We start from the raw sequence: 22,821 nt of genomic DNA on the forward strand, positions 1-22,821 counted from the left end.
ATCACATAGATTATGCTCAACTTGCGTGTTAATCACTATCTTCAGCAAACAAGTCTTCGATCTCGTCCCAGTCAGGCAGCTGATGTACTTTTTCGACTACCTCAAACTGTAAACCAACAGCGTCTAACAACCTTTCAAATATATCGAATGAACCGGTAAACCGGCCATTTTCAATTTCTGATATTGTGGTTTTATTAATCCTAGTAAGCTCCGACACTTGTACCTGTGTCAACTTCATATCATTACGTGCGAGCTTAATTTTTAGTCCAATTTCATATCTATAAGCCATAGTTCACTAACCTCTTTGTTAGCCATATGGCTAACATTATGGAATATCCTAGGTTTATTAGCTATATAGCTAACAAGACAGTGGGTCAAACCTATTTGAGTTAAGTCATATACTACAGCTCAGAAAAAGTACGTTCCACTAGATGTCCTTAGCAGCTAACCTCTGACTCTGCCTTGCCAGTTCAGCAATCTTTAAATACGTGATCATATAATCTTTGTTACCCGTATTTATTGCATCTCTAATTTGATCTATAAAATCCCAAAGTAACTTACGCCAGCGAAGAGAGCTATAATTAAATACGTTTTGGGCAATCATTGTGGTAGTAAGTATTGAGTTATGAACAACCGCGATCTGGGTTGGAAATTCAACCGAAGGCTCTATTCCTGTAACAGTAAAATAGTCCTGCTGACCGTCATTAGACATTGGATGTACATGCATAGATGCAAGGTCGTAACCGAATTTATAGAGAAAATCCATTCCCATTTCCTTTGCTACTTTTTCTGCTTTAGGTCTAACCCACTTAGGTTGTGATTTGAGAAGTGATTTGACCCTATCTGCGTAGCAATTATCAAAGGAGTATACTTCCGATGTCTGCTCACAAGAAAACCTTTTATCACTTTTGGCTAAGTTGTTTGCTTGAGCTTGTTTATAGATAGACCAGTCGTCAAATAATTGGAATTCATCTCGATTAGCTATATGTTCAAGATGGAATAATCTATCCATTTGTGCTCGATATATTGCCCAACAATCCTGATAGTTTTTGATTCCCCAAAGTACAAACACCCCCTTTAAACTCATGAGCGACTTAGCCAAGAAGTTTCGTAACATTATATCTTTTACTTCTAAGTCTGACTCTTTATCGAATTCAAAAAGAAATAAACCGCACATAGTCACAAGAGCTTCTTTTATTTCCGTATATTCTTCGATTGTTCTGTATAGGTTCATACTAGTCCTGACGCCGCATTGTATGGTGAATGATTCTTGAACTGTTCGCTAAGTTTATTTTTTCGGTCGTACTTGTTGTTCATTAGGGTTATAGAAAAAGTTGATATTATTCACTGAAAACTCTAGCTCGTTCGGCAATTCAACACCTAAGTAGACCTGTTCTAATACTGCACCAAATACCATGATAGCTTGGTAAGTAGTATGTTGAAAAACACCGTCACTACTATGGCTAGATTCATTGCCTAACCACTTGATTGCCTCTAATGCTTGAATGCACTTACGATGAACTTTCCCGGCTTTTTTACATTGATCTAATCGTTCTTGGAGAGGGATTGGTTTGGGATAACCTTTTTTACTTAGAAGAGGAACATCATTCTTTGTTCGATACTGATCAACTCCCAACTGTGTCAGCAACTCTTCAACTGCTACTCTCAGTTTGTTTCCACATGAAGACTGCTCAACCCAGAACAATGAGAAAACAAGCTCAAGAAGCGCTCGTATTTTATATGGGTATTTACGATCTAACGTAAAAAAATTTGGTGCTGGGCTTACGTATGTCGGAGTAAACAACATTTCATATCCACCTTCGTCATCAGAATAGGATTCGCCTGACATGACTATGACCCCAACATTTCCACATTCTTTGTTTTGGCACATCAAGTCAGAACGAAGTAATGCCCGAGCATCCCCTCCTGTTCGAGCATCTACGATCTGCCGACAACTCAAGTCACCAATAGGAACCATGTCGCCAACATTACATGAGGGACACTTAAACGCTGGAACTTGCTCTTCCGTGTACAAAATACTCTGTTTCAATAGGTTGTCTCCTTAAACTTTAGCGTCAATTAAGATATGAATCACGCTTCCACACCGTTCAATTTAAACACCATAATCACCAAACGAAGTTAAAAGTACCAAGAGTGGTGAATCACTCCTAATGTTTGTTATATATCTACTCTCCGATATACTCAGCAACCTTTAAAAATGAGTTACCAAGCGTATTTAAAGATAATTCAAGCCTGTAAAAAGCAACTTCACCACACTCAACAGTGTATGGATAGAGTTTATGACTGTTTTTATAACTATCTGTATACATGGAATAAAATGATTCATCTGCGTTAGTATCATAATACTCTTCATCTATACCTACATCTGCCCAAGGGTAGATGTTATTGACTAATTGCTCAACGGACATCCCCGTGTACCAGTGAAAATCAGAGACAATTGTTTCTTCTTTGCCGTCGCTATCTTGCTTGATCAACTCAAACCGACCTCGGCTTAGACTTTTATTTATCCAGTCTTCTTTACAGATCAATAATCTCCCGCCTCTATCTAAAAACTTCATGTTCTCTAAATTTAAAAGCAAGTTTCTATATTTAATTTCTTCAGATGTCCCTTGCACAAGATACTTAAGAGAATCACCTGATTCCTCAGTAAGAATACAATTTTTCGGAATTGTGATTTTCCAATTTTTAGGGGTGTATTCAATCGAATCTTTGGTAATTGGTGCCCAAATAACTTTATCATCTTCCGGTAAGTAACCGACAAGAATTACAGGAAGTGAATACGAAAGCCAATATTCAAGGTGAACCATAGAACCGTAATACACATACCCTTGAGCAGTTTCTTTAAAATGGCTACTTCCTGACTTAACCTGCACACCCAACAACTTTCCAGTCGGGTTTCCATCATTAACAATTTCGATATGCGCGTCTATGCCTTGGTCGCAAACAGGTTGGTCTCGAAATATCCACCCTAGATTTCTTACGACAACACTTTCTACTGCATTTATACCGATACGCTCAGTGGGGTTATACCTGCTCATAATGCCCTCCCACGATTACTTGATTTGATGAAAAACATAGCGCTTCCTGTGTAATTCTAAGCAACTTCAGTATCCTATAATGCAACCTTTAGAATAGAGTTTCAATTAATAATCAATAGTTTAATAGCGAACAAAGGGGTAAATTTACAAATAACACATAATCTTTTAAAGGTTGATATCTAAACTTCATCAGATGACTTTAGATGGACAAAATTCGTACAATTAGGAAGGAGGTTGTTGAGAAAATCAGGTTAAGGCAAATCTTCCTTCTACTTAGTATGTTCTAGCTGCTAACAACGTTCACAAAAAACATTCTAAAGATCAGTCCCTGCAATGATGTAATTAACTTATCTACGTTAAGAAATACAAGGATAAAACCTTATAATACAACAACATAAAGCCAATCAAACACCGATCGTTTCATGTTAATATTAAATAAATTCGCACTTATTGAGTTCATAGCCAATGAACAACATCGGCATAACTCCATTGGATATAAATGAAAACTCCATGATCGATCTTAACGAAACTTAACCAAAACTCATTAAATACAATGAGATAGGATGAATTCATTGATGAATACAACTCTTGACTGATCTTAGATACTTTCAAGTTAATAACCAAAAATAAACATCAATTTATCTACCCATAGCGATCTTAACTATGGCAGGTTCCCTCCAATGAATTATAAACAAGTGAAAACCAGCACAGAAACTATCATCAAGAGATCAGAATTAGCATCAACTAACTAACGATATGGCGTTAAAATCAGTATGTTCATTTAATTCTGACAATTAAGTGATGCTAATCCTGATCATACACCTGTATTTGATGCTAATTTCAATTCAAGCCAATGCTAATCCTGATCATCTAAAATTTTGATGCTAATCTCAGCTTTCCCTTTAAAAGTAGTAACTAATGATACACACCAATTTAGCTGTTTATCCTGCCTTATTAAGACATATCAAACAAAATCTTCGACAGAAGAGAGCGGAAACAATCCTTATATCACTTACTAGTTTGCCTCTTTAAATTAGCCTCTGAGCTCCACAGTTCCAAATGAGCATGCTTCAGATGATAATCGACCCACGCACTTGTTAATGAGAGACTCTTGATGATTCCGCGTTGATCACGGTCATCAGGCCTAGGGTTCACAAGTTCAATCGATTCTATATTTCGGCCAACTAATTGCAAAAATTCGAAAAGTAGCTGATCAAATGTTGGCTGGACATAAACTACATGACTATCGCTGTAATCAAGTGTAAACCCTAGTTTTGGACAACGAAGGTTTTCATTAATACAGTTCGATTTAAACTGTGTAATAGTCTCTTTAACAGCCCGACGAAACGCTACTGATACTACCGTTTTTACAGATGCGGGTTGTACGCAATGAACCCAGCTAATATCAATTTTCGAACCATCTGTTCTATTGATATATAAAGATTTATTGTTATGAAAATCTCTTTCTACACTGATGAACGATATCCCACTCCCGACTTTCTCTCGGTGCTCATCATGGAGCGTAAACAGTTCGGAAAAAAACAATTCATCGTTATCATTCAACTTATCTCCGAAGTCATAATTTGAGATACGCTTTCTAATACATTCTTTTGCAGCTGTTTTAGTTCGAAATTGATAAGAACCAAATACGACAGGTATTGCCATTTTCACCTCCAATAAGCTAACACACATTTAAGATAAACAGAGCTACCACTAACTAATATGGGAGTAATAGACACAGTTTCCTCACTGTTGTCCACTGTTGTCCATCAGTGGACAATGACACTCAATACTATAATCTTGCTTCTATTAGCAAAAATAAAAATAGCGATAAAAAGTTAAATAAATGAAATTAAAGATCGCACATCAATTAAATGTTACCTGCCCATAGCAATTAGACTCGGAGCAGGTAAAAATTGTTCGCTTACATATAAGATATTGCTTTTCTTACAAAATTTTTCTCAAATTCTGTAAGATATGAAAATGAACCTTCACGTGATCTAGATAACTCACCAATCACGGAATCAATATTATCGATATCTGAAAACGTAGTTCGATCAACAACCTTCTTCGCTACCTGATGTGGAATACCAAACTCTTCCAGTGAATTAATAGCAGTAGGTAAGTAGAAATTTTCAAGCGAAACTGCAAATGGCTTGTAATCTCCATAAGAATATTCAAACCTTTTAAAAATAACCTCTTGAATATCACTGATTGCACAAATGATCTTTGGAAGATTGTAATTCACAAGGTTTTTCTTGAAATTAAATACTGATTGAACAGCATCATCAATAGTATAATCTTTATTGTCTCTTCCCCAAAAATTAAAGTCTTGATTAATAAGAGATTTATCGTCCACCTTATTAATTATGTCAATTAACTTTCGGTACAACTGAAATTCAGTCCTAACGGTTCCTCCGCCCATTGCAGAAACATTGAAGTACTTAAACATAACCGTGGATAGATGACGTAATTGTTCTGCATTTGGGTGAATGCTATCCCAACACATTTTTCTATTCCAAGCACCACAATTTTTAATTAAATCATCAGCAAACGAAATCAGCTTATTAGGATTAATTCCTTGATGTTTAAGTAAAAGTTGAACAGGGAGAACTTCTTGATCGTAAAATTTTCGCACTTTATTTTGATTTTCAACTTTTACTTCGTCACCTAAGTGAAGTAGCAATGATTCGGATGCATTATCACTTTGGGATATAATCGGAACATCAATGTAAGGTAACTCTAGTTGCGGTCTTTCTCCAAAAATAAATACATTCCCAACGAAATGCTCAAACATACGTCCAGAACGCCCTGAAATATTATTAAAAGTAAACATGTCTAACTTTGTCTTTCTTGTAATACAATCATCGTAAATAACAATGTTTTTCGCATTTGTATTAACACCCTCAATCAAAGTTGAAGTACAAATCAGAATGTTAATCTTTGAGTCATTAAAAAGATCTACAATCAATGCCCCGACAGCTCTTGGTAATTGAGCGTGATGAAAAGCAATACCATATTTCACCCCGTCAACAAGCGACCAATTGCTGTGAAAACTATCAGAAAGCCACTCAGATAGATCGCTATTTGTATCGTCAGAAGTCAAGAGCCCTGCATTCAAAATTCTAGTCATCAATGAACTAACTCTTTTAGGGGACTTACAGTAGATCACAGTCTGCTCATCTCGCCCTATATCTTTTAAGATTTTGAATAGTTTTTCGTCTCTTTCAACATCGATGTCCGCATCTTTTTTAGACTTAGTTTCCAATGGATAAAAAACCTCATTTGTTGCTACCGTAGCGTATGAGTCAAATTTTAGGAAAGTACATCTTAGTTCCTCAGTAATTCCCGAAACCAAGCCATTAATTTTAGGACCCAACATATAAAAACGTTGGCATTTCCCATACAGTGCTCTGAAGGCAAGATTTAATCTATCACACCTCTCATCACTCTTACTTGTAGGAGCTAACTTATAAAACTCATCTATAATGAAAAAATCTATAGAAGGTAATGACTTATACTCCAGTACCCTCTCTTGAGTGAAAATAAAGATATTCCTTTCACTAGGTTGCTGACCAACTTGTGTGACTACTTTGTATTGAGCGTTGTATTTGAATAATTTTTTCTTAAGCTCATCAATCAAAGCTATAGTTGGTACGACAATCACTAAATTATTGAATTCATTACTAGCGATCAAAGCCTCAATGATTAAACTTTTTCCAAAACTTGTTGGAGCACTAAGAACTATATTTTCACCATTCATGATCCGGTGGAATACTTCTGCCTGCCTAATATGAAACGTCTTTGCATCATCTTGAGGTGTTGTAAACAAACTCTGTCTAATTTTATCTTTCGTTGGTGAATTATCTAGATCTACATATGGGAACAAACCTAGCTCACCTAACAAATGATCCAAAATAAATCCATTAGGCATTTCTGACTTTCTTTCTAACGCTCTGATTACTATATCTTGAACTAGAGAATCATTAGTATGATTATTGAACTCATTGATTAAAGATGACATAAAGTTATCCCAATCATCAAATAATCGGTCATTTAATTTCTCTTTAGCCACTCTGTACCATTCACTCATGAATTCAACTCCTCAACTAACGCTTCATTCAACTGAAAAATACTAGATACTGGGAAGTAAAATACTTTTAAGTCAATTAAACTTATAAATCCTTTATTTATACCCCCTTCATTAATTAATCCTCTACATTCATTAATTTTTTCTTCAAAAGAACTCAAGAAGCTCTGCTTGTCATAATCGGTAATAAGCTCACTATCGTGCATAATAAAAATAGGTATAATTATTTTGTCAAACCGTTGATCTATCGGAAGGCTCGAATTAGCTAGTCTTTCCAATTTTTCTTTATGAGGCCAAGATGAATCAATCTCTGACGTAAGAGCATAAAGTCGAGTCTGTAAGGATTGTAAAGTTGCGATGTAGTTGATATTGTCAATTACACTGTTTACTGCCAAATCAATATTAGTGCTAACAGAGGATGCACCAATCCAGAGCTCAATATTGTCAAAATTTAAAATTGCGTGAGTACAAGAAAACGTCTTATTATTTTGATCAAATACTCGATTCATTATCGGTATAGTCGAATAGGACTCTCTAATCGCAATATGTAAACAAAGGTCACCTAGAGCATTCAAATCACTGGCAGGATAATTACTTCTAGCATACTTAAACAAACGCCTTGGATTTCCGTTAAAGTTTGCTCGATCCTTATGCGAAAGGCTGTAATCTATAATCCAGTCATACACTGTCTCAGTGAAGTGGTTCATGTTCCATTGCTCAAAAGTAAAACCAATATCTACACCTTTAATACTTGGGACACCATCGGTGCAGTGTATGCAATACTTGAATGGAGAGGTAGGGTGTGAAGGGGCTTTATAGTCGATCCCCTCTTGAGCGATAATTTGAATAGAAGCCGCTTCAACAATTTCATAAATCGCTTGGTCTTTGAGAAAATCATCCGTCGACACAGAGTAAAGAGTGTTTTCACCTTGTTGAACTAGAAGTATACCAATACACTTCCCCTCGAATAGCACAGGAGAACCTGACATTCCTTTGTATTGACTGACAGTGTTTGATTGCGAAACTTCAAAGCTCCATTCTTTCGAAGTCATATGTGCAAACGTATTTGTCACCTCCACATTGATTGGTGCATGATAGTGCTCCTTTTCAATAGGGTAACCACATGACTTAACCTTACTATCGAGGTTTACATTTGTCCGATACAGCTCAATTAAGCTACTGATATTTCCATCATTGACTTTCAGTATCGCTACATCAATGTTTGAATTCTGATAGATACAATCAGCGTCAATCGACTTTTCATTAGCAAAGTCATCGCTCGACAAATACACCTTTATTGACTTACCTCCTTCGACTACGTGATTGGCAGTAAGGAGTAAATTATCAGAAATCGAAAAACAAGTTCCTCGCCTTGTCTTAAGTTCAGATAACGATGTTTCAACGATGTAAATCGAATCAAGTTTAAACTCTTTAATTACCTCAGTGCTCATAGTCCAACCTCACAAGAGTCCATAAATAACTTGATGTTTGGGTAGCTAACTCTTAACTCATCCTTAAACCAATCGGGAAAATGTCCTATCTCATAATTCATAAAAATTTCAGCTCCAACATCTTTATTTACTATGGCTATTCTTGACAAAACTTCTAAGTTCGGATGACCGTGAGAATTTCCATTTGTACTGATCAAGTATTTTTTACAAACAATACGATTTAATAAATCAATGCTAGTGTTATTTTGACTACCGTGGTGAGAGACTTTAACCGCATCTACGGTTATCGATTCTAGTCCAGAGTCATCCAACCAAGACAGTACAGTTCCTGCATCACTATCAGATAAATACAATAAGCGTTTACCATTTGATTCGATCAAGAAAGACAGGCTACTTCTGTTTGTTATCGAATTGTCATCTTCAAATTTGGTATTTGCCAATTCTTCTATGCTTCTAGAGTCAACAGATGTGATAGGGGTTACGTTAGGTAGAGTTTCTTGAAGAGTCGCCACGTATTGCTCAAAAGCATCGTAATACGTTTTGCTTATAATTTTTGGTCTAATACTTCTTTCTAAGAGCTTATCTTTCCACAGGTCTTTTAATTCTTGCAAAGTTGCTTTAGAAGGGCCGATGACAGAGAATTTCATCTCACCGATATTAAAGCTATTACAGCCTTCACGGTGGATAGGCTTACCTCCAACTGGAGGGTTTAGAGTAATCATCTTCTCCGAAATAACATACGAGAGTGAAGTTCCTTCGGAGTAACTTATCTTTTCAAGACTTCCAACAGTGGCGACTTCTTCAGAAATAGCTTGTAGCTTTACGTCGGACATACGATCCCGTTCTTTAGAATCACTCAAAGGTCCAAATAATTGCTCTGCACCATTAAAATAAAACTGATCAATTCTTGGGCAATCATCACTCTGTAATAGCTTAATGACTCCATTAACATGGTCATTATCGATATGTGTGACAATAACAGAATCAATCTTGTCCTTACCGACAATATTAGGCTTCCAACTGGAAAAAGATTGTGCTGTTCCACCATCAATTAAGACAACTTCAGATTGTGTTTCTATAGAAATACAATCGCCATTATCAGCTTTGTGCATCATTATATTTAACATTTTTGTAACCACTAATTTGATACATTACTGTATGTAGTTAGACTAAAATTTAAAATTGCAGAATATTTCCAGTGGTTAAAAGACAAATTCAAAGTAGGACAAAAACTAGTCCATATCACACATTTATCTGTACGCAGGATAAAACCGCTTTCTAAACACAACCATAGCAATATACCATAGAGCGCATAATGTAAGGCTTGATTTGGTTCGTGTGGTTGGCCATTCATCACAAAAAACAATAATTTGAAAGGAATTATCTGCGGTATGACGAAAACCAACTTTTCATTAAAAGGCTCTAGAGTTAATTTAAATCACCACGTCATCCTCCCTAACATATCAATATGGAAACTCTAAAATGCAAGCATCCCAGTTCATTCAAATCATAAAAAATGAGTTTGAAAGTGGTGTAAAAGATCATATGCAGGAATGGAGTATCGCTTATCAGCTTATAAACTTGAGAGAAGTGCATAGCCCCCAACTTACGACAGATCAAACCTTAATAATTGAAGCTCTCGTTTTTATCACTTCTCATAGAATACAACATGGTAAATTAACTTTACGATATGTTGAAAATTTCCCTTCCTTGAAATTCGATAAAGAACAAATTAAAAGCGTGGAAACCTTTGTCAAAGAGCTCGATAACGTTTGGCTCACTGCAAAATTCTATGATGTTCTTTGGTCAAATATGAGTGAAAAGAAAGCTGACTACATTATGAACTGTGTCTCAGCCTATATACGATTTCCTTTAGTAGAAATCCTTCATACTATTGAGTACTGGGAACGAGGATTGTTTTTAGCTGGAACGGCAAAGCTAAAACAACAACAAAGCCTGATAGTAGGGACTTTGATTCAAGAGGCACTAAACAATAACAACAGTTTTGTCATAGTTCGCATGTTAAACCAGCATAAACTATTAGGTATGTATGCAATTGAGTTGGTTGATGTACTAAAGTCTCAAATCAAGAATGAAATTCAAAAAAGAGGTCACTGGATTGCGGTCGAGTATTGGAATTTGATACTTGATATGGGAAATAAATACAATTCTCTTAAGAGTAAAAAAAGCTCCTACATTCAATCCAAAGCTCATGCGTTATGTTCACTAGCAGAGCACAACAAGAAAATAAACAACATTCATGTTGCCTCAGATAACTATCGCGAGGCGGTCATCGGGTTAAAAAGCCTAAGTAATGACTACAAGATATCTCATAACATTGACGAAGAAATTCAAAAAATAGAACGTAACCTTGTTGATCTTAGACTTCAAATAGAAGAGCAATTCAAAAAAATAGCTCAACCTATCAAGGTAGACATTTCAAAGGAAGTTGAAATCGCAGAAGATCTAATTCAAGGTGAAAATCTAGAAGAACTCTTACAAATTCCAGATCTAGAGTACAGACACTTTTATAAAGTACAGAGAAGAGTACACAAAAAAGAGGGAGTATCGTTTCTTAATCATTTAATTGGTGGCTCTAGTTATTCAGATAACGACGGGAGGGTGCTAGGGACTTTCGACTCAACATCAGAAGAAGTGAAAAAAATTGAATGCTATCGAATGCTTATTGAGCATAGCGGCAAACAGGCAGCTAGTTACATTCTACCAGCACTAAGGAAGTTCAAAAAAATAAAATCACTAGATGAAGAAGAGTTTTACAAACTTGCTCGCTCTTGCTCAATGGTTCCTGACGATCAGAAACGCTTAATGGGAAAAGCTCTATGGCATGGTTATAGAGAAGATTTCTCTACTTCAATTATGTTGCTATGCCCCCTAGTTGAGAGCATCTTAAGGAACATCTTAAAAGAGTCCGATATCCCGACAGTTGATATTGACCGTGTTTCTGAATCTGAAAAAAGCATGAATAAGCTGTTGGATATTGCAAAAGAAAAGAAGATATTAAATCAAGAAGTTATATTTAAAATAGAAGCAATTTTCGTTAGCAATTTTGGGTTGAATTTTAGGAATAAGGTAGCGCATGGTTTGGTTTCAGACAATTCAGCCAGTTCACTTTATGCAACCTATGTTTGGTGGCTATGCCTAAAGTGGGTCATCATTTATTCACCGGGTGGCTAACATCTCATCATGATTCAAGCGAGTACGAACATGTTTTTTTAAACAAAAAAAACGGTATAACAATTAATGTTATACCGTTTCTTAAAATGTGGCGTCCCCTGAAGGATTCGAACCTTCGACCACCGACTTAGCTTACCACTACAGCTTTCGCTGCCATCAATCACGATGTTTGTAGTCTGGACTATATCATCACCCACAACATAACTTGCTAGGGTGGAGGGCGCTAAATGATGTTTTACGCAATGTGTTCGCATTGCACCACCTAGTCTCTGCACCTTTCTTACACGCATGTAAGACTTGGCTCATGATTGCCACCGCCACTACGCGCTGAGGTTTCCATGAATTCACCCTCTACACTGTATAAGTTTCCAAATACAGGCTCCTCTCTTAAAGGTCGGTGCTCTATCCAGCTGAGCTAAGGGGACATATTAATTCGACGCTATAGTACTGATTTAGCTATCGATTTTCAACCATCCAAGATGATTATTTTAACTTTTTTGCTATCACTTATAAGAAACAACTGTTTACTTAAAAGTGGTAACTGCCTAATAATAAATGGTAACCATAAAAATCATTATGGTAACCTTACTACCACCTAAACCTTTGTATAATAGTCATTCATTCCTAAAATGGTAACTATTAGGGGGTTAGTCGTGCTCTATCCAGCTGAGCTAAGGGCGCGCTACAGGAAAGGATTATACGAATTCGAATCAGTAAAGCAACGGCTTTATCTAACATTCTGATCCAAGTGAGTAAAAAAAGGGCAATAAGATTATAAGTGTTGGAAAATAGAGCAAAGCAAACGTTTGCTTGATGGTAATCAAAAAGATTTTCTGGAATAATGCGCCAAAACATCAGCCACTAACTTGAATATCAATACTAAGGAAATTCATGACTGCTCAAAATATTGATGGAAAGCTAATTTCTCAAACGGTTCGCTCTGAAGTAGCGGCACGTGTAAAAGCTCGTACTCAAGCTGGATTACGTGCCCCGGGCCTAGCGGTTGTTTTAGTGGGTGAAGACCCGGCATCTCAGGTTTACGTTGGCAGTAAACGCAAAGCGTGTGAAGAAGTTGGTTTCGTCTCGAAATCTTTTGATTTACCAGCAACTGCCACCGAACATGAATTGCTAACGCTAGTCGATCAACTCAACGAAGACCCAGAGATTGATGGCATTCTAGTTCAACTGCCTTTACCTGCTGGTATCGATACTACTCACGTTCTTGAGCGTATCACACCTGAAAAAGACGTTGATGGCTTCCACCCATACAACGTAGGCCGTTTGGCTCAGCGCATGCCTAAGCTGCGCTCTTGTACGCCTAAAGGCATCATCACCCTGCTTGACCGTTACAACATCGATTTACGCGGCAAGCACGCGGTTGTTGTCGGCGCATCAAACATTGTTGGTCGCCCAATGACTCTAGAACTGCTTCTAGCAGGTTGTACGACAACAACATGCCACCGCTTCACCAAAGACCTTGAAGGCCACGTACGTCAAGCAGACGTTGTTGTGGTTGCCGTTGGTAAGCCTAACTTCATTCCTGGTGCTTGGATTAAGAAAGGTGCTGTTGTGGTCGATGTTGGTATCAACCGTTTGGAATCTGGCAAGCTCGTTGGCGACGTTGAATACGATGTGGCTAAAGAGAGCGCAAGCTTCATCACACCAGTTCCGGGTGGTGTTGGTCCAATGACAGTGGCAAGCCTAATCGAAAATACTATGATCGCTTGTGAGCAATTTCACTCGAAATAGCCCGTAAACGACAGTCTCGGTAGCAATACCGCTGACATGAATTGATTGTTACTAAAATAGAATTAAAAAGCCGCAGCGTGAAAACGTTGCGGCTTTTTTGATACTGAGCTATTCGTTTGTGATACAAAGATACTCGCTTTTAAGACAGTGCGACTCGCTACTTATCTGGAGTATCGATACCTTCAATTTCTGCCGAAGGCGGCAATAAACTAATGACCTGACACTCCGTTGATATGAGTTTTTCCAAATCAGAACCTTGTGTCACTAAGCGGAAATCACCGTCATTAATCACGCCAAGTGGAATCGCTTTAGGGTACAGGGTATTAAACTCATTAAGGTCAAACGCCTCGGTTAAACCCGTGCTCTTAATTTGGCTGCCTTGAGCCATCAAGGAGTTAAGTTTGGAATAGGTAACCCCTTCTGAAAACAGACTTCTATTGCCATCACGGCTCACCTGATGCCTTTCATGTTTATTTTCTGAGGATTCAAGTTCAAACACCTTATTTTCACCAAACTCATCTTGATAGTGCATACTGACTAGTGGGTTGGTTTGACGGTAAGGTGAAACGATCATCGCACGCCCTATCCCATCCAATTCCAGATTATTTTCAGCATGGTTCGAAGCTGGATTACCGAAATAGACATTCAAGTTGTCCATGCGCGCTAAGCGAATGCTCTCCCAGTTGGTATCAGCAAGCACACTGTTGATGTTGTGTGTCGCCAGCACTTTGGCAAACTGACGTGAAAAATGAGTCGCGCCAAAGAAAATAACCCCTTGTGCCTTCTCTTGAGTCACACCCAGCCTTCTCGCCCACCAACTCGCGGTTAGGCTTTGAATCACTACCGTACCAATAATGACCAAGAACACCATTGGCACCAGTAAATCTGCCCCTTCGATTAATTGCTTCTCTTGAAGCTTGATTGCAAATAGAGAAGAGACTGCAGCAGCAACGATCCCGCGAGGTGCCATCCAGCTCAAAAACCATTTATCTGCTGAAGTAAGATCCGTGCCGATCCCGCTGATCCACACACTCAGAGGACGAGCCACCAGCATGACGACCGCTAATAAGCCAATACCGCCCCAACCTATCGAGAGGAAAGTCCCAGAATCAAGCCTGCTCGCTAACAGAATAAACAACGCAGAAATGAGTAACACAGTCAGGGTTTCTTTGAACTCAATAATATCTTCGAGATCCAAGCCTTTCACGTTGGCGAGCCAAATACCCATAATGGTTACGGTTAATAAACCGGACTCTTCGCTCAGATCATTTGAAAAAGAGAACGCCGCCAGCATTAATGTCAGGACCGCCACGTTACGCAAATAGTGCGGAACCCAATGCCCTTGCAGCATCTTGGCAATCAAATAGCCACCGATGATCCCTAAGCCCAAACCAATGGCTAAAGTCAGCCCCAATGCCGACAGAACATGGCTTGTCGGATCGGCTGAAGAGACAATGTATTCGTAAACGAGAACGGCAAACAGAGCGCCAATCGGGTCAATCACTATCCCTTCCCAGCGCAAGATACTGCCTAGCGAAGATTTGGGTTGAATGCTGCGCAGCATGGGAACAATCACCGTTGGGCCAGTCACCACGACTAATGCAGCAAACAGCGCCGCCAATGGCCAACTGAAATCGACAAAATAATAAGCCCCCACCACGATGCACGCCCATGTAATCAACATGCCGAAACTCACTAAGTGAGTCACCATGCGGCCATGGCCTCTGATTTCTTTGAAATTAAGAGTCAATGCACCTTCAAACAGAATGATGGCGACCCCTAATGAAATCAACGGGAACAGTACATCACCAAAAATGGCGTCGGGATTAAGGATGTTAAGACCGGGACCTAAAAGTAGTCCGACAATAAGAAGAGGAAGGATGGCTGGAAGACGCAAACGCCAACCTAACAATTGACACGTTAAGGACAGCAGTCCAATTAACGCCAAAGAAGAAGTAATCGACAAATCCATTTGTGCCCCTAAAAAAAATTCGTACCACACCTTGTGATACAAACCTATTTGCTGAAACAAGAAAGCCTATGTCATTAAACTATAGGCTCTCTTTTTCATGCTAACCGAATATTAGTGTGATTAATCAGTCACTTTACTATAGGGGAAATAAAGTGACTGACTCATCCACTCTGTACTTATCATCTAGCTAAAGAGAAAGCACCACGCCGGCAATCGCTGCGCTCATTAAGTTGGCAAGCACACCCGCACAAATCGCTTTAAAACCGTATTGTGAGATGAAAGAACGACGCTCTGGAACTAAGCTACCCAAACCGCCAATCAAAATTGCCATCGTAGAGATGTTTGCAAAACCGCATAGCGCGAAAGTAACGATCGCTTTTGAGTGCTCACTCAGTGCGTCTTTTACGTCCATTAACTGGATGAAAGCCACAAACTCGTTCACAACGATCTTGTTACCGATCAGCGAGCCTGCAACCACAGCCTCAGACCACGGCACACCGATCAGCCATGCAACAGGTGCGAACACATAACCTAGGATAAGTTCGAAGCTTAGGTTTACGCCAAACCAGCCACCAACAATACCTAACAAGCCATTCAGCATTGCTATCACACTAATAAAGGCCAGAAGTGTCGCGCCCACAGCAACGGCAATACGAAGTCCAGACATAGCCCCATCGGCCATAGCCTCAACGACGTTCGTTGCTCGTGGAATTTCAACGTCAGACTCAATATTTTCTTGAGCCTCATCTGCGCTACCAGGTACCAAAATCTTGGCCATCAATAGACCAGCAGGAGCAGACATGAATGCCGCAGCGATCAGGTAGTTCAAATCAACACCAAGCGATGCATAACCGACTAACGTGCCACCAGCTACAGAAGCCAAACCACACACCATCACAGCAAACAGCTGTGAATCCGTCATGTGCTTCAAGTAAGGTTTAACCACCAATGGCGCTTCGATCATGCCAACAAAAATATTCGCAGTTGCAGACAATGACTCCGCACGACCTGTACCTAAGAACTTTTGCAAAGCACCGCCGATTAGGTTGATCACTTTTGGCATAAAGCCGATGTGGTACAAACCTGAAATCAATGCAGAGAAAAAGATAATGATGCCGAGAACGTTAATAGCGAAAACAAATCCGTTATTCGTTAGGCCACCAAATAGGAAGTTAATCCCCTCTTGACCGTAGTTGATCAAACTAGACACTGCACCAGTGGCTGCATTCAGCACTTCTTTACCCATTGGCACATACAGAACCAGTAGGGCGAATGAGATTTGCAGTAAGAAAGCCAAAGAGACTGTTCTTAGCGGGATATTTTTTCTGTCCGTAGATAGTAACCAAGCGGTTACTAAAATAGTGATAATTCCAAGTAGGGAAGCCATGTGCGTCAACCTAAAAGTTGTAGGTAGGAAAAGCGACGCATTCTATAGAGGAAATCGTTTGCGGCAAGTTGAGGTTGTTAATGTGATGTTGGTTGAATCACCCTTTAATAGCCCATCCCACTAAGTTATTGAATTTTAATAATTAACTTTGATTAAAAAACAAACTTTTTCCATATGGAAATTATATTTATAGATTGGGAAACAGTTAGCGGTGCAGTTCAACGCAGGTTTTGAGGTTTTTGTCCCAATAAGTCGGCGATCCGATATGATCTTTGATGAACTCAATCACTGCTGAAAGCTTCTTCGGCATGTTCTTTCGGCTCGGATACACGGCATAAAATGGCATCAGCTGACTTGCTCGCCATTCCGGTAAAACTTGGATGAGCTTGCCCGTTCTAAACTCTTCTTTGACTAAGTAAGTCGCTAGGTAAGCAACGCCCCAACCTGATACTGCCGCGTCTCGTACCGCTTCAGCCAAATCCACCGAGTAATCGCCCGCCACTTTAACACTGAGATTTTCTTGGCCGTTATCAAATGCCCATGACGTGTAATCACGTTCACGGCTGCGGTAGATAAGGCAGTTATGGTCAATCAGATCAGATGGCACGTGTGGAGTCCCTGCCTTAATCAGATAATCCGGTGATGCGGCTACCACAAACTGGCTGTCGGCTAGGCGTTGTGCAATGTATCCTTCAGGCAGGTCTTCATTGTTGGTGATCCAGAGATCCAAGCGCTCCTCAATCATGTCCACTTTGTAATCGAACAAATGCACTTCAATTCTCAGCTGAGGGTAAAGCTGTCTAAGCTGGTCAATCGCTGGAATGATATGCAGTGTGCCAAATGACTGAGACAGGCCTATACGGAATATTCCAGAAATGTCGTCACGCTGGCTATCCATGTCCATTTGAGCCGCTTTCACCGTATTGAACAGCTGCTCACAATGCTGATAGAACACTTCTCCAGCTTCGGTTAACGTAAGGCTGCGTGTGGTTCTTTGCACTAACTTGATACCTATCGAATCCTCGAGCAAAGCAATTTGTTTACTGATGTGAGATACCGACACATTCAAGCTTTTTGCTGCACTGGTAAAGCCTTCATGCTTGATTAACGCATGAAATATCACCATCTGTGCGGCTCTATCTGTTAGCACAAAACCACCTTCTTAAACATCTGAAATATAAAATAAAAAGGACTCCGAAGAGTCCTTTAATCTGTTCTGCCTATAGTAGGCTAAATGCTATTCAAAGCGACCTAGTTCTATTAATCAAATTAGGTCGATTAATCAAACTTAATTCTATCGGCTAGGTGACTGACAGCCAAAGCAAAGTAGTAAGAACGATTCCACTTCATTAACACATTGTAGTTGTTGTAAATGAGGTACGAACGACCCGTTTCATCGTCCGGCATTATCAACCAAGCTTTGATGTCTTCATCAAGTGTAGGCAGTGGGCGATCGTCATAACGCTTAATACCAAGTTCAGACCACTCTTTTAGGTATTTCGCTTTGTCTTCGTCTCGACCTTGCATCTCAATAGACACGGTTGATGGAACGTGAACCTGACGCCCCCAAGTATATTTGTCATCCCAACCCGATTGGCTGAGATAATTAGCCGCCGAAGCAAACACGTCTTCTTCGGTACCCCAAATATCTTTCTTGCCATCACCACTGCCATCAGCGGCGTAAGCTAAGAATGAGCTTGGCATAAACTGAGGTTGACCCATCGCGCCGGCCCAAGAGCCTTTCATCTCTTTTGGTGCAATATGGCCTTGATCAAGTATCTTCAATGCCGCCATCGCTTCGCTACGGAAGAAGGCTTCTCTGCGACCTTCATAAGCCATGGTTGTTAGAGCATCAATAACACTGTAATTCCCCGTGAACTTACCAAAATTACTCTCTACACCCCATAGAGCGACAATGAATCTTGGTTGAACACCATATTCATCACCAATACGCTTTAACGCCGTGTAGTGTTTCTTATAGAGTGATCTCGCCTGCTTCACTTTCCAGTCAGGAACCGCACGTGGAATGTATTCATCCAGAGTCAGTTTCTTTTCAGGTTGGTTTTTGTCGGCTTTTACCGCTCTTGGCTTAAACGTCACACCATCAAAAGCTTCATCAATGATCGCTTCCGAAATACCTTCTTCACGACCTTGTTGCTTTAGTTTTTCTACATATTGCTCAAAGCTAAGCTCTTCAGCTTGAACTGAGCCAATGGTCAGGCTATTACCCAATAGTAATGCCGACACAGCCAATATGGTTTTCGAAAATTTACTCAACGATCACTCCTCCTTGAATTGAGGTGGCTATCACTCTTCGTCTTGACCTTTTTTTTGAGCTTTACGCTCTTTATGAAGCTCAAGTTCGTTAACTGGTGGTGGCGGAACCTGCAAAAAGAAACCATCGGTGTTCAGTGATTCTCTCACTTTATCGATGTTCACTTGAGCCAGTTTACGACCGTCCATTTTAATTACCATTACAAAACTAGGTTTACCAAACATTTGCATCAATGCGTCAGGAACTTGTGAAAAATCATCCTTCTTAGGGATATAAAGGTATGTTCCTTCTTTCTTTGAACTTTTATATATAGAACACAGCATGACAAACCTTTTTTAAATGTTTATGACTACAAAACTCTCACTTGCGAGATCAATAGTTTATGTTAGGGAAATATTGGGAACAAAACGTTCATTTGACAACAAGATTACTTGCTGTGCTTGGTTTGGGAATATAACATGATAAACCTAGTTTCAGGCAATGCCCTTTATTTTATTGATAAAGAAATTGTACCAATCCGCTATTGAGGTCCTGTAGTTTTTCGATGTCTAGTAACCCAGATCTAAAAGGTAGCAGTTTCACGCTATCTGTTTTGCACTTATCCGATGATCAAGTCGAAAATGCAGTGTCTTTTCTTCAAGAGAAGGTAGACCAGGCACCCACTTTTTTCGCAGCTGCGCCTGTTGTTATCAACATTAGCAAAGTCGCGGGCGATATAGATTTCGTGCAACTGAAAAATGGTATATCTCAAGCGGGCATGATCCCGGTTGGTGTGGCAGGCTGTTCAGATAAACGCATGCAAAACTTAGCCAGAGATGCAGGTTTTGCCGTGATGACAGCAAGTAAATCACCTTCTCAAGCTCCGGCGAAGATGGCCCCGATAAAGGTGGTGAGAACCCCGATACGTTCTGGTCAGCAAGTGTATGCCAAAGACGGTGATTTGCTGATTCTTAGCCACGTAAGCGCGGGCGCAGAAGTAATTGCCGATGGCAGCATCCATATTCATGGCACGCTACGCGGTCGTGCAATTGCAGGTGCAAGTGGTCAAACTGAAGCAAAAATAATTTGTAATGATTTACAAGCCGAGCTGGTTTCCATTGCAGGAAATTACTGGCTCAGCGATCAAATTGAAAGCGAGTACTGGCAGAAGAAAACCATGTTCAGTATGGCAAACGATGTATTACACGTTGATGTCCTCGCAATATAAGAGAAATAAAAGGAAAACAGAATGGCACGCATTATCGTTGTAACGTCGGGTAAAGGCGGGGTAGGCAAAACGACCTCCAGTGCAGCTATTGCCTCGGGTCTGGCTTTAAAAGGGAAGAAAACCGCAGTCATCGACTTTGATATTGGTCTGCGTAACCTAGATTTAATCATGGGTTGTGAGCGTCGTGTTGTGTACGACTTCGTTAATGTTATCAATGGTGAAGCGACGCTGAACCAAGCGATGATCAAAGACAAGCGTACAGAGAACCTGTTCATTCTTCCTGCTTCTCAAACTCGTGATAAAGACGCACTAACAAAAGATGGCGTTCGTCGTGTGTTTGATGAATTGGATGAAATGGGCTTTGATTTCATCATCTGTGATTCTCCTGCGGGTATCGAGCAAGGCGCTCTAATGGCGTTGTATTTCGCTGATGAAGCGATTGTGACGACTAACCCTGAAGTCTCTTCTGTACGCGACTCAGACCGTATTCTAGGTATTCTTGACTCTAAATCTCGTCGTTCAGAAGACGGCTTAGAGCCAGTGAAAACACACCTTCTACTGACTCGCTACAATCCAGCACGCGTAACTCAAGGTGAGATGCTCAGTGTTGAAGACGTTGAAGAAATCCTGCACATCTCTCTACTGGGTGTAATTCCAGAGAGCCAGGCCGTACTGAACGCATCGAACAAGGGTGTGCCAGTTATCTTTGACGAAGCAACCGACGCAGGTATGGCTTACAATGATACTGTAGAGCGACTACTGGGTAGCCAAGTGGACTTCCGTTTCTTAACGGAACAGAAGAAAGGCATCTTCAAAAGACTGTTCGGGGGCTAATACGCAATGTCATTATTAGAGTTTTTTAGACCACAGAAAAAGACAACCGCAAACCTAGCCAAAGAACGTTTGCAGATCATTGTTGCAGAGCGACGCAGCCATGACGACCCAGCGCCGTCTTACCTGCCGCAACTAAAAGAAGACATCTTGAAGTGTATTGCAAAGTACGTTGAAGTCGATCCATCAATGGTTGATCTGACGTTCGAACATAAAGATGACGACATCTCAGTATTAGAGTTGAACGTTAAGCTTCCAGAAGAAGATCGATAACTAGAGCCTGAGCTGTGCTTATCAATACTCAATAAAAAAGAGAGCCTAGGCTCTCTTTTTTGTGTCTGAAACTTTTATCTCTAAAGCATTCGTTGCTTACTACAAAACTAAAGTTACTTGATTGCTTTATTTAGCTTCTCGCCAACGACATCTAGACGCCAACCTTGCATTACATCAGGCAGCTTCTCTGGATTACGATCGTACTTCCAAATCCAGCTTAACACTTGATTAAGTTGCTTCTTCGATGCCAAAAACTCAGTCGCTAAACCACTGTGTTGCGATGCTGTTTTCACTTCATCTTTCAACACTTTGAAGAGTTGCTTGTAACCTGGGTAGTCCATTAGACGTTCTACTGGCGCTGGGTACTCTTCTTCTGGCGTATGCTCAGCCAATTTCACGATTGAGCTGATCTTCGCACCATGGCGACGTACAGAGCGGTAATCAAACCCTTCTTGCTCCATATGTTTAGGATCTTTCATCGCGAAACGCGCTACTACCCATAAGTCTTGCTCTTTAAAGACAAAGTTCAACGCTAAATCACGCTTAATCGCTTCTTTTAAACGCCAAGTTGCTAGAGGTCTTAAAATAGCTAGCTGTTGAGGTTTTAGCTGCCACGCGCCTTTAATATCAAGGTAAGCGTTGTCTGGGTTTGCTTTACGGATGCGCTTAGCCACTTGTAAATCAGACTCTTGTTGCGCCGCTTCCCACCAGCCTGCTTCCATCACTTTTTCGAGAAGCTTGTTGTACATTGGCATCAAGTAGTGAACGTCTGCCGCTGCATAGTCGAGTTGCTTTTGAGAAAGCGGACGCGCTAGCCAGTCAGTTCGAGATTCACTCTTATCTAGGTCAACACCTACAAACTCAGAAACTAGAGCCGCAAAGCCAGTTGAAAGACCATGACCTAAGAAGGCTGCCATGATCTGCGTATCAACCATTGGTGTTGGCGTACAGCCAAATGCGTTCTGGAATACTTCTAGATCTTCGCCACACGCGTGCAACACTTTCAGTACTGAAGTGTCTTTCAACAGCCCAACAAACGGGGTCATTTCATCAAGAGCAATAGGATCAATCAGTGACAGCGTTTCACCATCAAATAACTGAATTAAGCCTAATTGAGGGTAATAGGTTCTTGTACGAACGAACTCTGTATCAAGCATAACAACATCGGCTTCACGTGCTTGTTGGCAAACTCGCTCAAGGTCTTTAACTTGGGTAATGATTTGATAATCCACAAAAACTCTCACTGATTTTACTTTGATCGCCGGATACAAAAATGCCGACATTAACTGTCGGCATTCTAACACCATTTTTCAGCGCTCGCTTAGATTAAGC

Annotated in this window: 19 protein-coding genes; 5 read left to right on the plus strand and 14 right to left on the minus strand. The window is 40.0% G+C overall.

Annotated features, from left to right (window positions below):
* Positions 1 to 28 precede the first annotated feature (28 nt).
* From OCU90_RS12660 to OCU90_RS12695, 8 genes are all read right to left on the minus strand, one after another.
* Complete coding sequence (locus OCU90_RS12660; RefSeq protein ID WP_240513375.1) at positions 29 to 238, minus strand: helix-turn-helix domain-containing protein; 210 nt, start codon at positions 236 to 238, stop codon at positions 29 to 31.
* A 189-nt stretch (positions 239 to 427) separates the two neighbouring features.
* Positions 428 to 1,234 (minus strand): DUF5677 domain-containing protein, encoded by an 807-nt coding sequence (locus tag OCU90_RS12665; protein ID WP_019820660.1) that lies wholly within the window; start codon positions 1,232 to 1,234, stop codon positions 428 to 430.
* A gap of 54 nt (positions 1,235 to 1,288) precedes the next feature.
* On the minus strand, positions 1,289 to 2,050 hold the full coding sequence (locus tag OCU90_RS12670) for a DUF4145 domain-containing protein (RefSeq protein WP_061024420.1): 762 nt from the start codon (positions 2,048 to 2,050) through the stop codon (positions 1,289 to 1,291).
* Positions 2,051 to 2,186: 136 nt separating this feature from the next.
* The gene (locus tag OCU90_RS12675) at positions 2,187 to 3,059 is read right to left on the minus strand and encodes a DUF4365 domain-containing protein (RefSeq protein ID WP_061024421.1); all 873 of its coding nucleotides are present in this window, start codon (positions 3,057 to 3,059) and stop codon (positions 2,187 to 2,189) included.
* A gap of 1,008 nt (positions 3,060 to 4,067) precedes the next feature.
* Positions 4,068 to 4,724 (minus strand): DUF3223 domain-containing protein, encoded by a 657-nt coding sequence (locus OCU90_RS12680; RefSeq protein WP_061024423.1) that lies wholly within the window; start codon positions 4,722 to 4,724, stop codon positions 4,068 to 4,070.
* A 259-nt stretch (positions 4,725 to 4,983) separates the two neighbouring features.
* Entirely contained in the window at positions 4,984 to 7,152 is a 2,169-nt protein-coding gene (locus OCU90_RS12685) for a DEAD/DEAH box helicase (RefSeq protein WP_081090003.1), read from the minus strand.
* A complete protein-coding gene (locus tag OCU90_RS12690; protein ID WP_061024425.1) occupies positions 7,149 to 8,600 on the minus strand; it encodes a Hachiman antiphage defense system protein HamA in 1,452 nt (483 codons plus the stop codon). Before OCU90_RS12690 ends, OCU90_RS12685 begins: the two co-directional genes overlap by 4 nt.
* The gene (locus OCU90_RS12695) at positions 8,597 to 9,727 is read right to left on the minus strand and encodes a ComEC/Rec2 family competence protein (RefSeq protein ID WP_081090004.1); all 1,131 of its coding nucleotides are present in this window, start codon (positions 9,725 to 9,727) and stop codon (positions 8,597 to 8,599) included. The genes OCU90_RS12690 and OCU90_RS12695 overlap by 4 nt, the downstream gene beginning before the upstream one ends.
* 355 nt (positions 9,728 to 10,082) lie before the next feature.
* Here OCU90_RS12695 and OCU90_RS12700 point away from each other — a divergent pair, with 355 nt between their 5' ends.
* A complete protein-coding gene (locus tag OCU90_RS12700) occupies positions 10,083 to 11,795 on the plus strand; it encodes a DUF4209 domain-containing protein (RefSeq protein ID WP_061024429.1) in 1,713 nt (570 codons plus the stop codon).
* A gap of 891 nt (positions 11,796 to 12,686) precedes the next feature.
* On the plus strand, positions 12,687 to 13,544 hold the full coding sequence (gene folD / locus OCU90_RS12705; protein WP_004734180.1) for a bifunctional methylenetetrahydrofolate dehydrogenase/methenyltetrahydrofolate cyclohydrolase FolD: 858 nt from the start codon (positions 12,687 to 12,689) through the stop codon (positions 13,542 to 13,544).
* Positions 13,545 to 13,701: 157 nt separating this feature from the next.
* Here the strand turns inward: folD and OCU90_RS12710 are convergent, their stop codons facing one another.
* The 5 genes from OCU90_RS12710 to OCU90_RS12730 form a co-directional block, all read right to left on the minus strand.
* Positions 13,702 to 15,516: a cation:proton antiporter gene (locus OCU90_RS12710; RefSeq protein ID WP_061024432.1), complete on the minus strand. Its 1,815-nt coding sequence runs from the start codon at positions 15,514 to 15,516 to the stop codon at positions 13,702 to 13,704.
* Between the two features lie 187 nt (positions 15,517 to 15,703).
* Entirely contained in the window at positions 15,704 to 16,903 is a 1,200-nt protein-coding gene (locus OCU90_RS12715; RefSeq protein ID WP_004734178.1) for a NupC/NupG family nucleoside CNT transporter, read from the minus strand.
* A 205-nt stretch (positions 16,904 to 17,108) separates the two neighbouring features.
* Positions 17,109 to 18,029 carry a LysR family transcriptional regulator gene (locus OCU90_RS12720; protein ID WP_004734177.1) on the minus strand — a complete coding sequence of 307 codons (921 nt, stop codon included), beginning with the start codon at positions 18,027 to 18,029 and terminating at the stop codon, positions 17,109 to 17,111.
* A gap of 152 nt (positions 18,030 to 18,181) precedes the next feature.
* Positions 18,182 to 19,180 carry a lytic murein transglycosylase gene (locus OCU90_RS12725; RefSeq protein ID WP_017079489.1) on the minus strand — a complete coding sequence of 333 codons (999 nt, stop codon included), beginning with the start codon at positions 19,178 to 19,180 and terminating at the stop codon, positions 18,182 to 18,184.
* 30 nt (positions 19,181 to 19,210) lie between these two features.
* Positions 19,211 to 19,501, minus strand: coding sequence for a YcgL domain-containing protein (locus OCU90_RS12730; RefSeq protein ID WP_017084079.1), 291 nt, complete (start codon positions 19,499 to 19,501; stop codon positions 19,211 to 19,213).
* A 221-nt stretch (positions 19,502 to 19,722) separates the two neighbouring features.
* On the opposite strand from OCU90_RS12730, the gene minC reads away from it, so the two are divergent.
* The 3 genes from minC to minE are packed head-to-tail and all read left to right on the plus strand — an operon-like array spanning position 19,723 to position 21,489.
* Positions 19,723 to 20,385, plus strand: coding sequence for a septum site-determining protein MinC (gene minC, locus OCU90_RS12735; protein ID WP_017084080.1), 663 nt, complete (start codon positions 19,723 to 19,725; stop codon positions 20,383 to 20,385).
* A 21-nt stretch (positions 20,386 to 20,406) separates the two neighbouring features.
* Positions 20,407 to 21,219: a septum site-determining protein MinD gene (gene minD, locus OCU90_RS12740; protein WP_009848498.1), complete on the plus strand. Its 813-nt coding sequence runs from the start codon at positions 20,407 to 20,409 to the stop codon at positions 21,217 to 21,219.
* 6 nt (positions 21,220 to 21,225) lie between these two features.
* Positions 21,226 to 21,489, plus strand: coding sequence for a cell division topological specificity factor MinE (gene minE / locus OCU90_RS12745; RefSeq protein WP_010436847.1), 264 nt, complete (start codon positions 21,226 to 21,228; stop codon positions 21,487 to 21,489).
* Between the two features lie 113 nt (positions 21,490 to 21,602).
* Here the strand turns inward: minE and rnd are convergent, their stop codons facing one another.
* Complete coding sequence (gene rnd, locus OCU90_RS12750; protein WP_143700552.1) at positions 21,603 to 22,721, minus strand: ribonuclease D; 1,119 nt, start codon at positions 22,719 to 22,721, stop codon at positions 21,603 to 21,605.
* Positions 22,722 to 22,821: the final 100 nt, after the last annotated feature.

This window comes from Vibrio splendidus, from assembly GCF_024347615.1.
GTDB classification, from domain to species: domain Bacteria; phylum Pseudomonadota; class Gammaproteobacteria; order Enterobacterales; family Vibrionaceae; genus Vibrio; species Vibrio splendidus.

Excerpts from the sequence above, each read along its gene's own strand:
- OCU90_RS12660 (WP_240513375.1), bottom strand. The coding sequence starts at position 238 with ATGAAGTTGACACAGGTACAAGTGTCGGAGCTTACTAGGATTAATAAA.
- OCU90_RS12665 (WP_019820660.1), bottom strand. The coding sequence starts at position 1,234 with ATGAACCTATACAGAACAATCGAAGAATATACGGAAATAAAAGAAGCT.
- OCU90_RS12675 (WP_061024421.1), bottom strand. The coding sequence starts at position 3,059 with ATGAGCAGGTATAACCCCACTGAGCGTATCGGTATAAATGCAGTAGAA.
- OCU90_RS12680 (WP_061024423.1), bottom strand. The coding sequence starts at position 4,724 with ATGGCAATACCTGTCGTATTTGGTTCTTATCAATTTCGAACTAAAACA.
- OCU90_RS12685 (WP_081090003.1), bottom strand. The coding sequence starts at position 7,152 with ATGAGTGAATGGTACAGAGTGGCTAAAGAGAAATTAAATGACCGATTA.
- OCU90_RS12690 (WP_061024425.1), bottom strand. The coding sequence starts at position 8,600 with ATGAGCACTGAGGTAATTAAAGAGTTTAAACTTGATTCGATTTACATC.
- OCU90_RS12695 (WP_081090004.1), bottom strand. The coding sequence starts at position 9,727 with ATGTTAAATATAATGATGCACAAAGCTGATAATGGCGATTGTATTTCT.
- OCU90_RS12700 (WP_061024429.1), top strand. The coding sequence starts at position 10,083 with ATGCAAGCATCCCAGTTCATTCAAATCATAAAAAATGAGTTTGAAAGT.
- folD (WP_004734180.1), top strand. The coding sequence starts at position 12,687 with ATGACTGCTCAAAATATTGATGGAAAGCTAATTTCTCAAACGGTTCGC.
- OCU90_RS12710 (WP_061024432.1), bottom strand. The coding sequence starts at position 15,516 with ATGGATTTGTCGATTACTTCTTCTTTGGCGTTAATTGGACTGCTGTCC.
- OCU90_RS12715 (WP_004734178.1), bottom strand. The coding sequence starts at position 16,903 with ATGGCTTCCCTACTTGGAATTATCACTATTTTAGTAACCGCTTGGTTA.
- OCU90_RS12720 (WP_004734177.1), bottom strand. The coding sequence starts at position 18,029 with ATGGTGATATTTCATGCGTTAATCAAGCATGAAGGCTTTACCAGTGCA.
- OCU90_RS12730 (WP_017084079.1), bottom strand. The coding sequence starts at position 19,501 with ATGCTGTGTTCTATATATAAAAGTTCAAAGAAAGAAGGAACATACCTT.
- minC (WP_017084080.1), top strand. The coding sequence starts at position 19,723 with ATGTCTAGTAACCCAGATCTAAAAGGTAGCAGTTTCACGCTATCTGTT.
- minD (WP_009848498.1), top strand. The coding sequence starts at position 20,407 with ATGGCACGCATTATCGTTGTAACGTCGGGTAAAGGCGGGGTAGGCAAA.
- minE (WP_010436847.1), top strand. The coding sequence starts at position 21,226 with ATGTCATTATTAGAGTTTTTTAGACCACAGAAAAAGACAACCGCAAAC.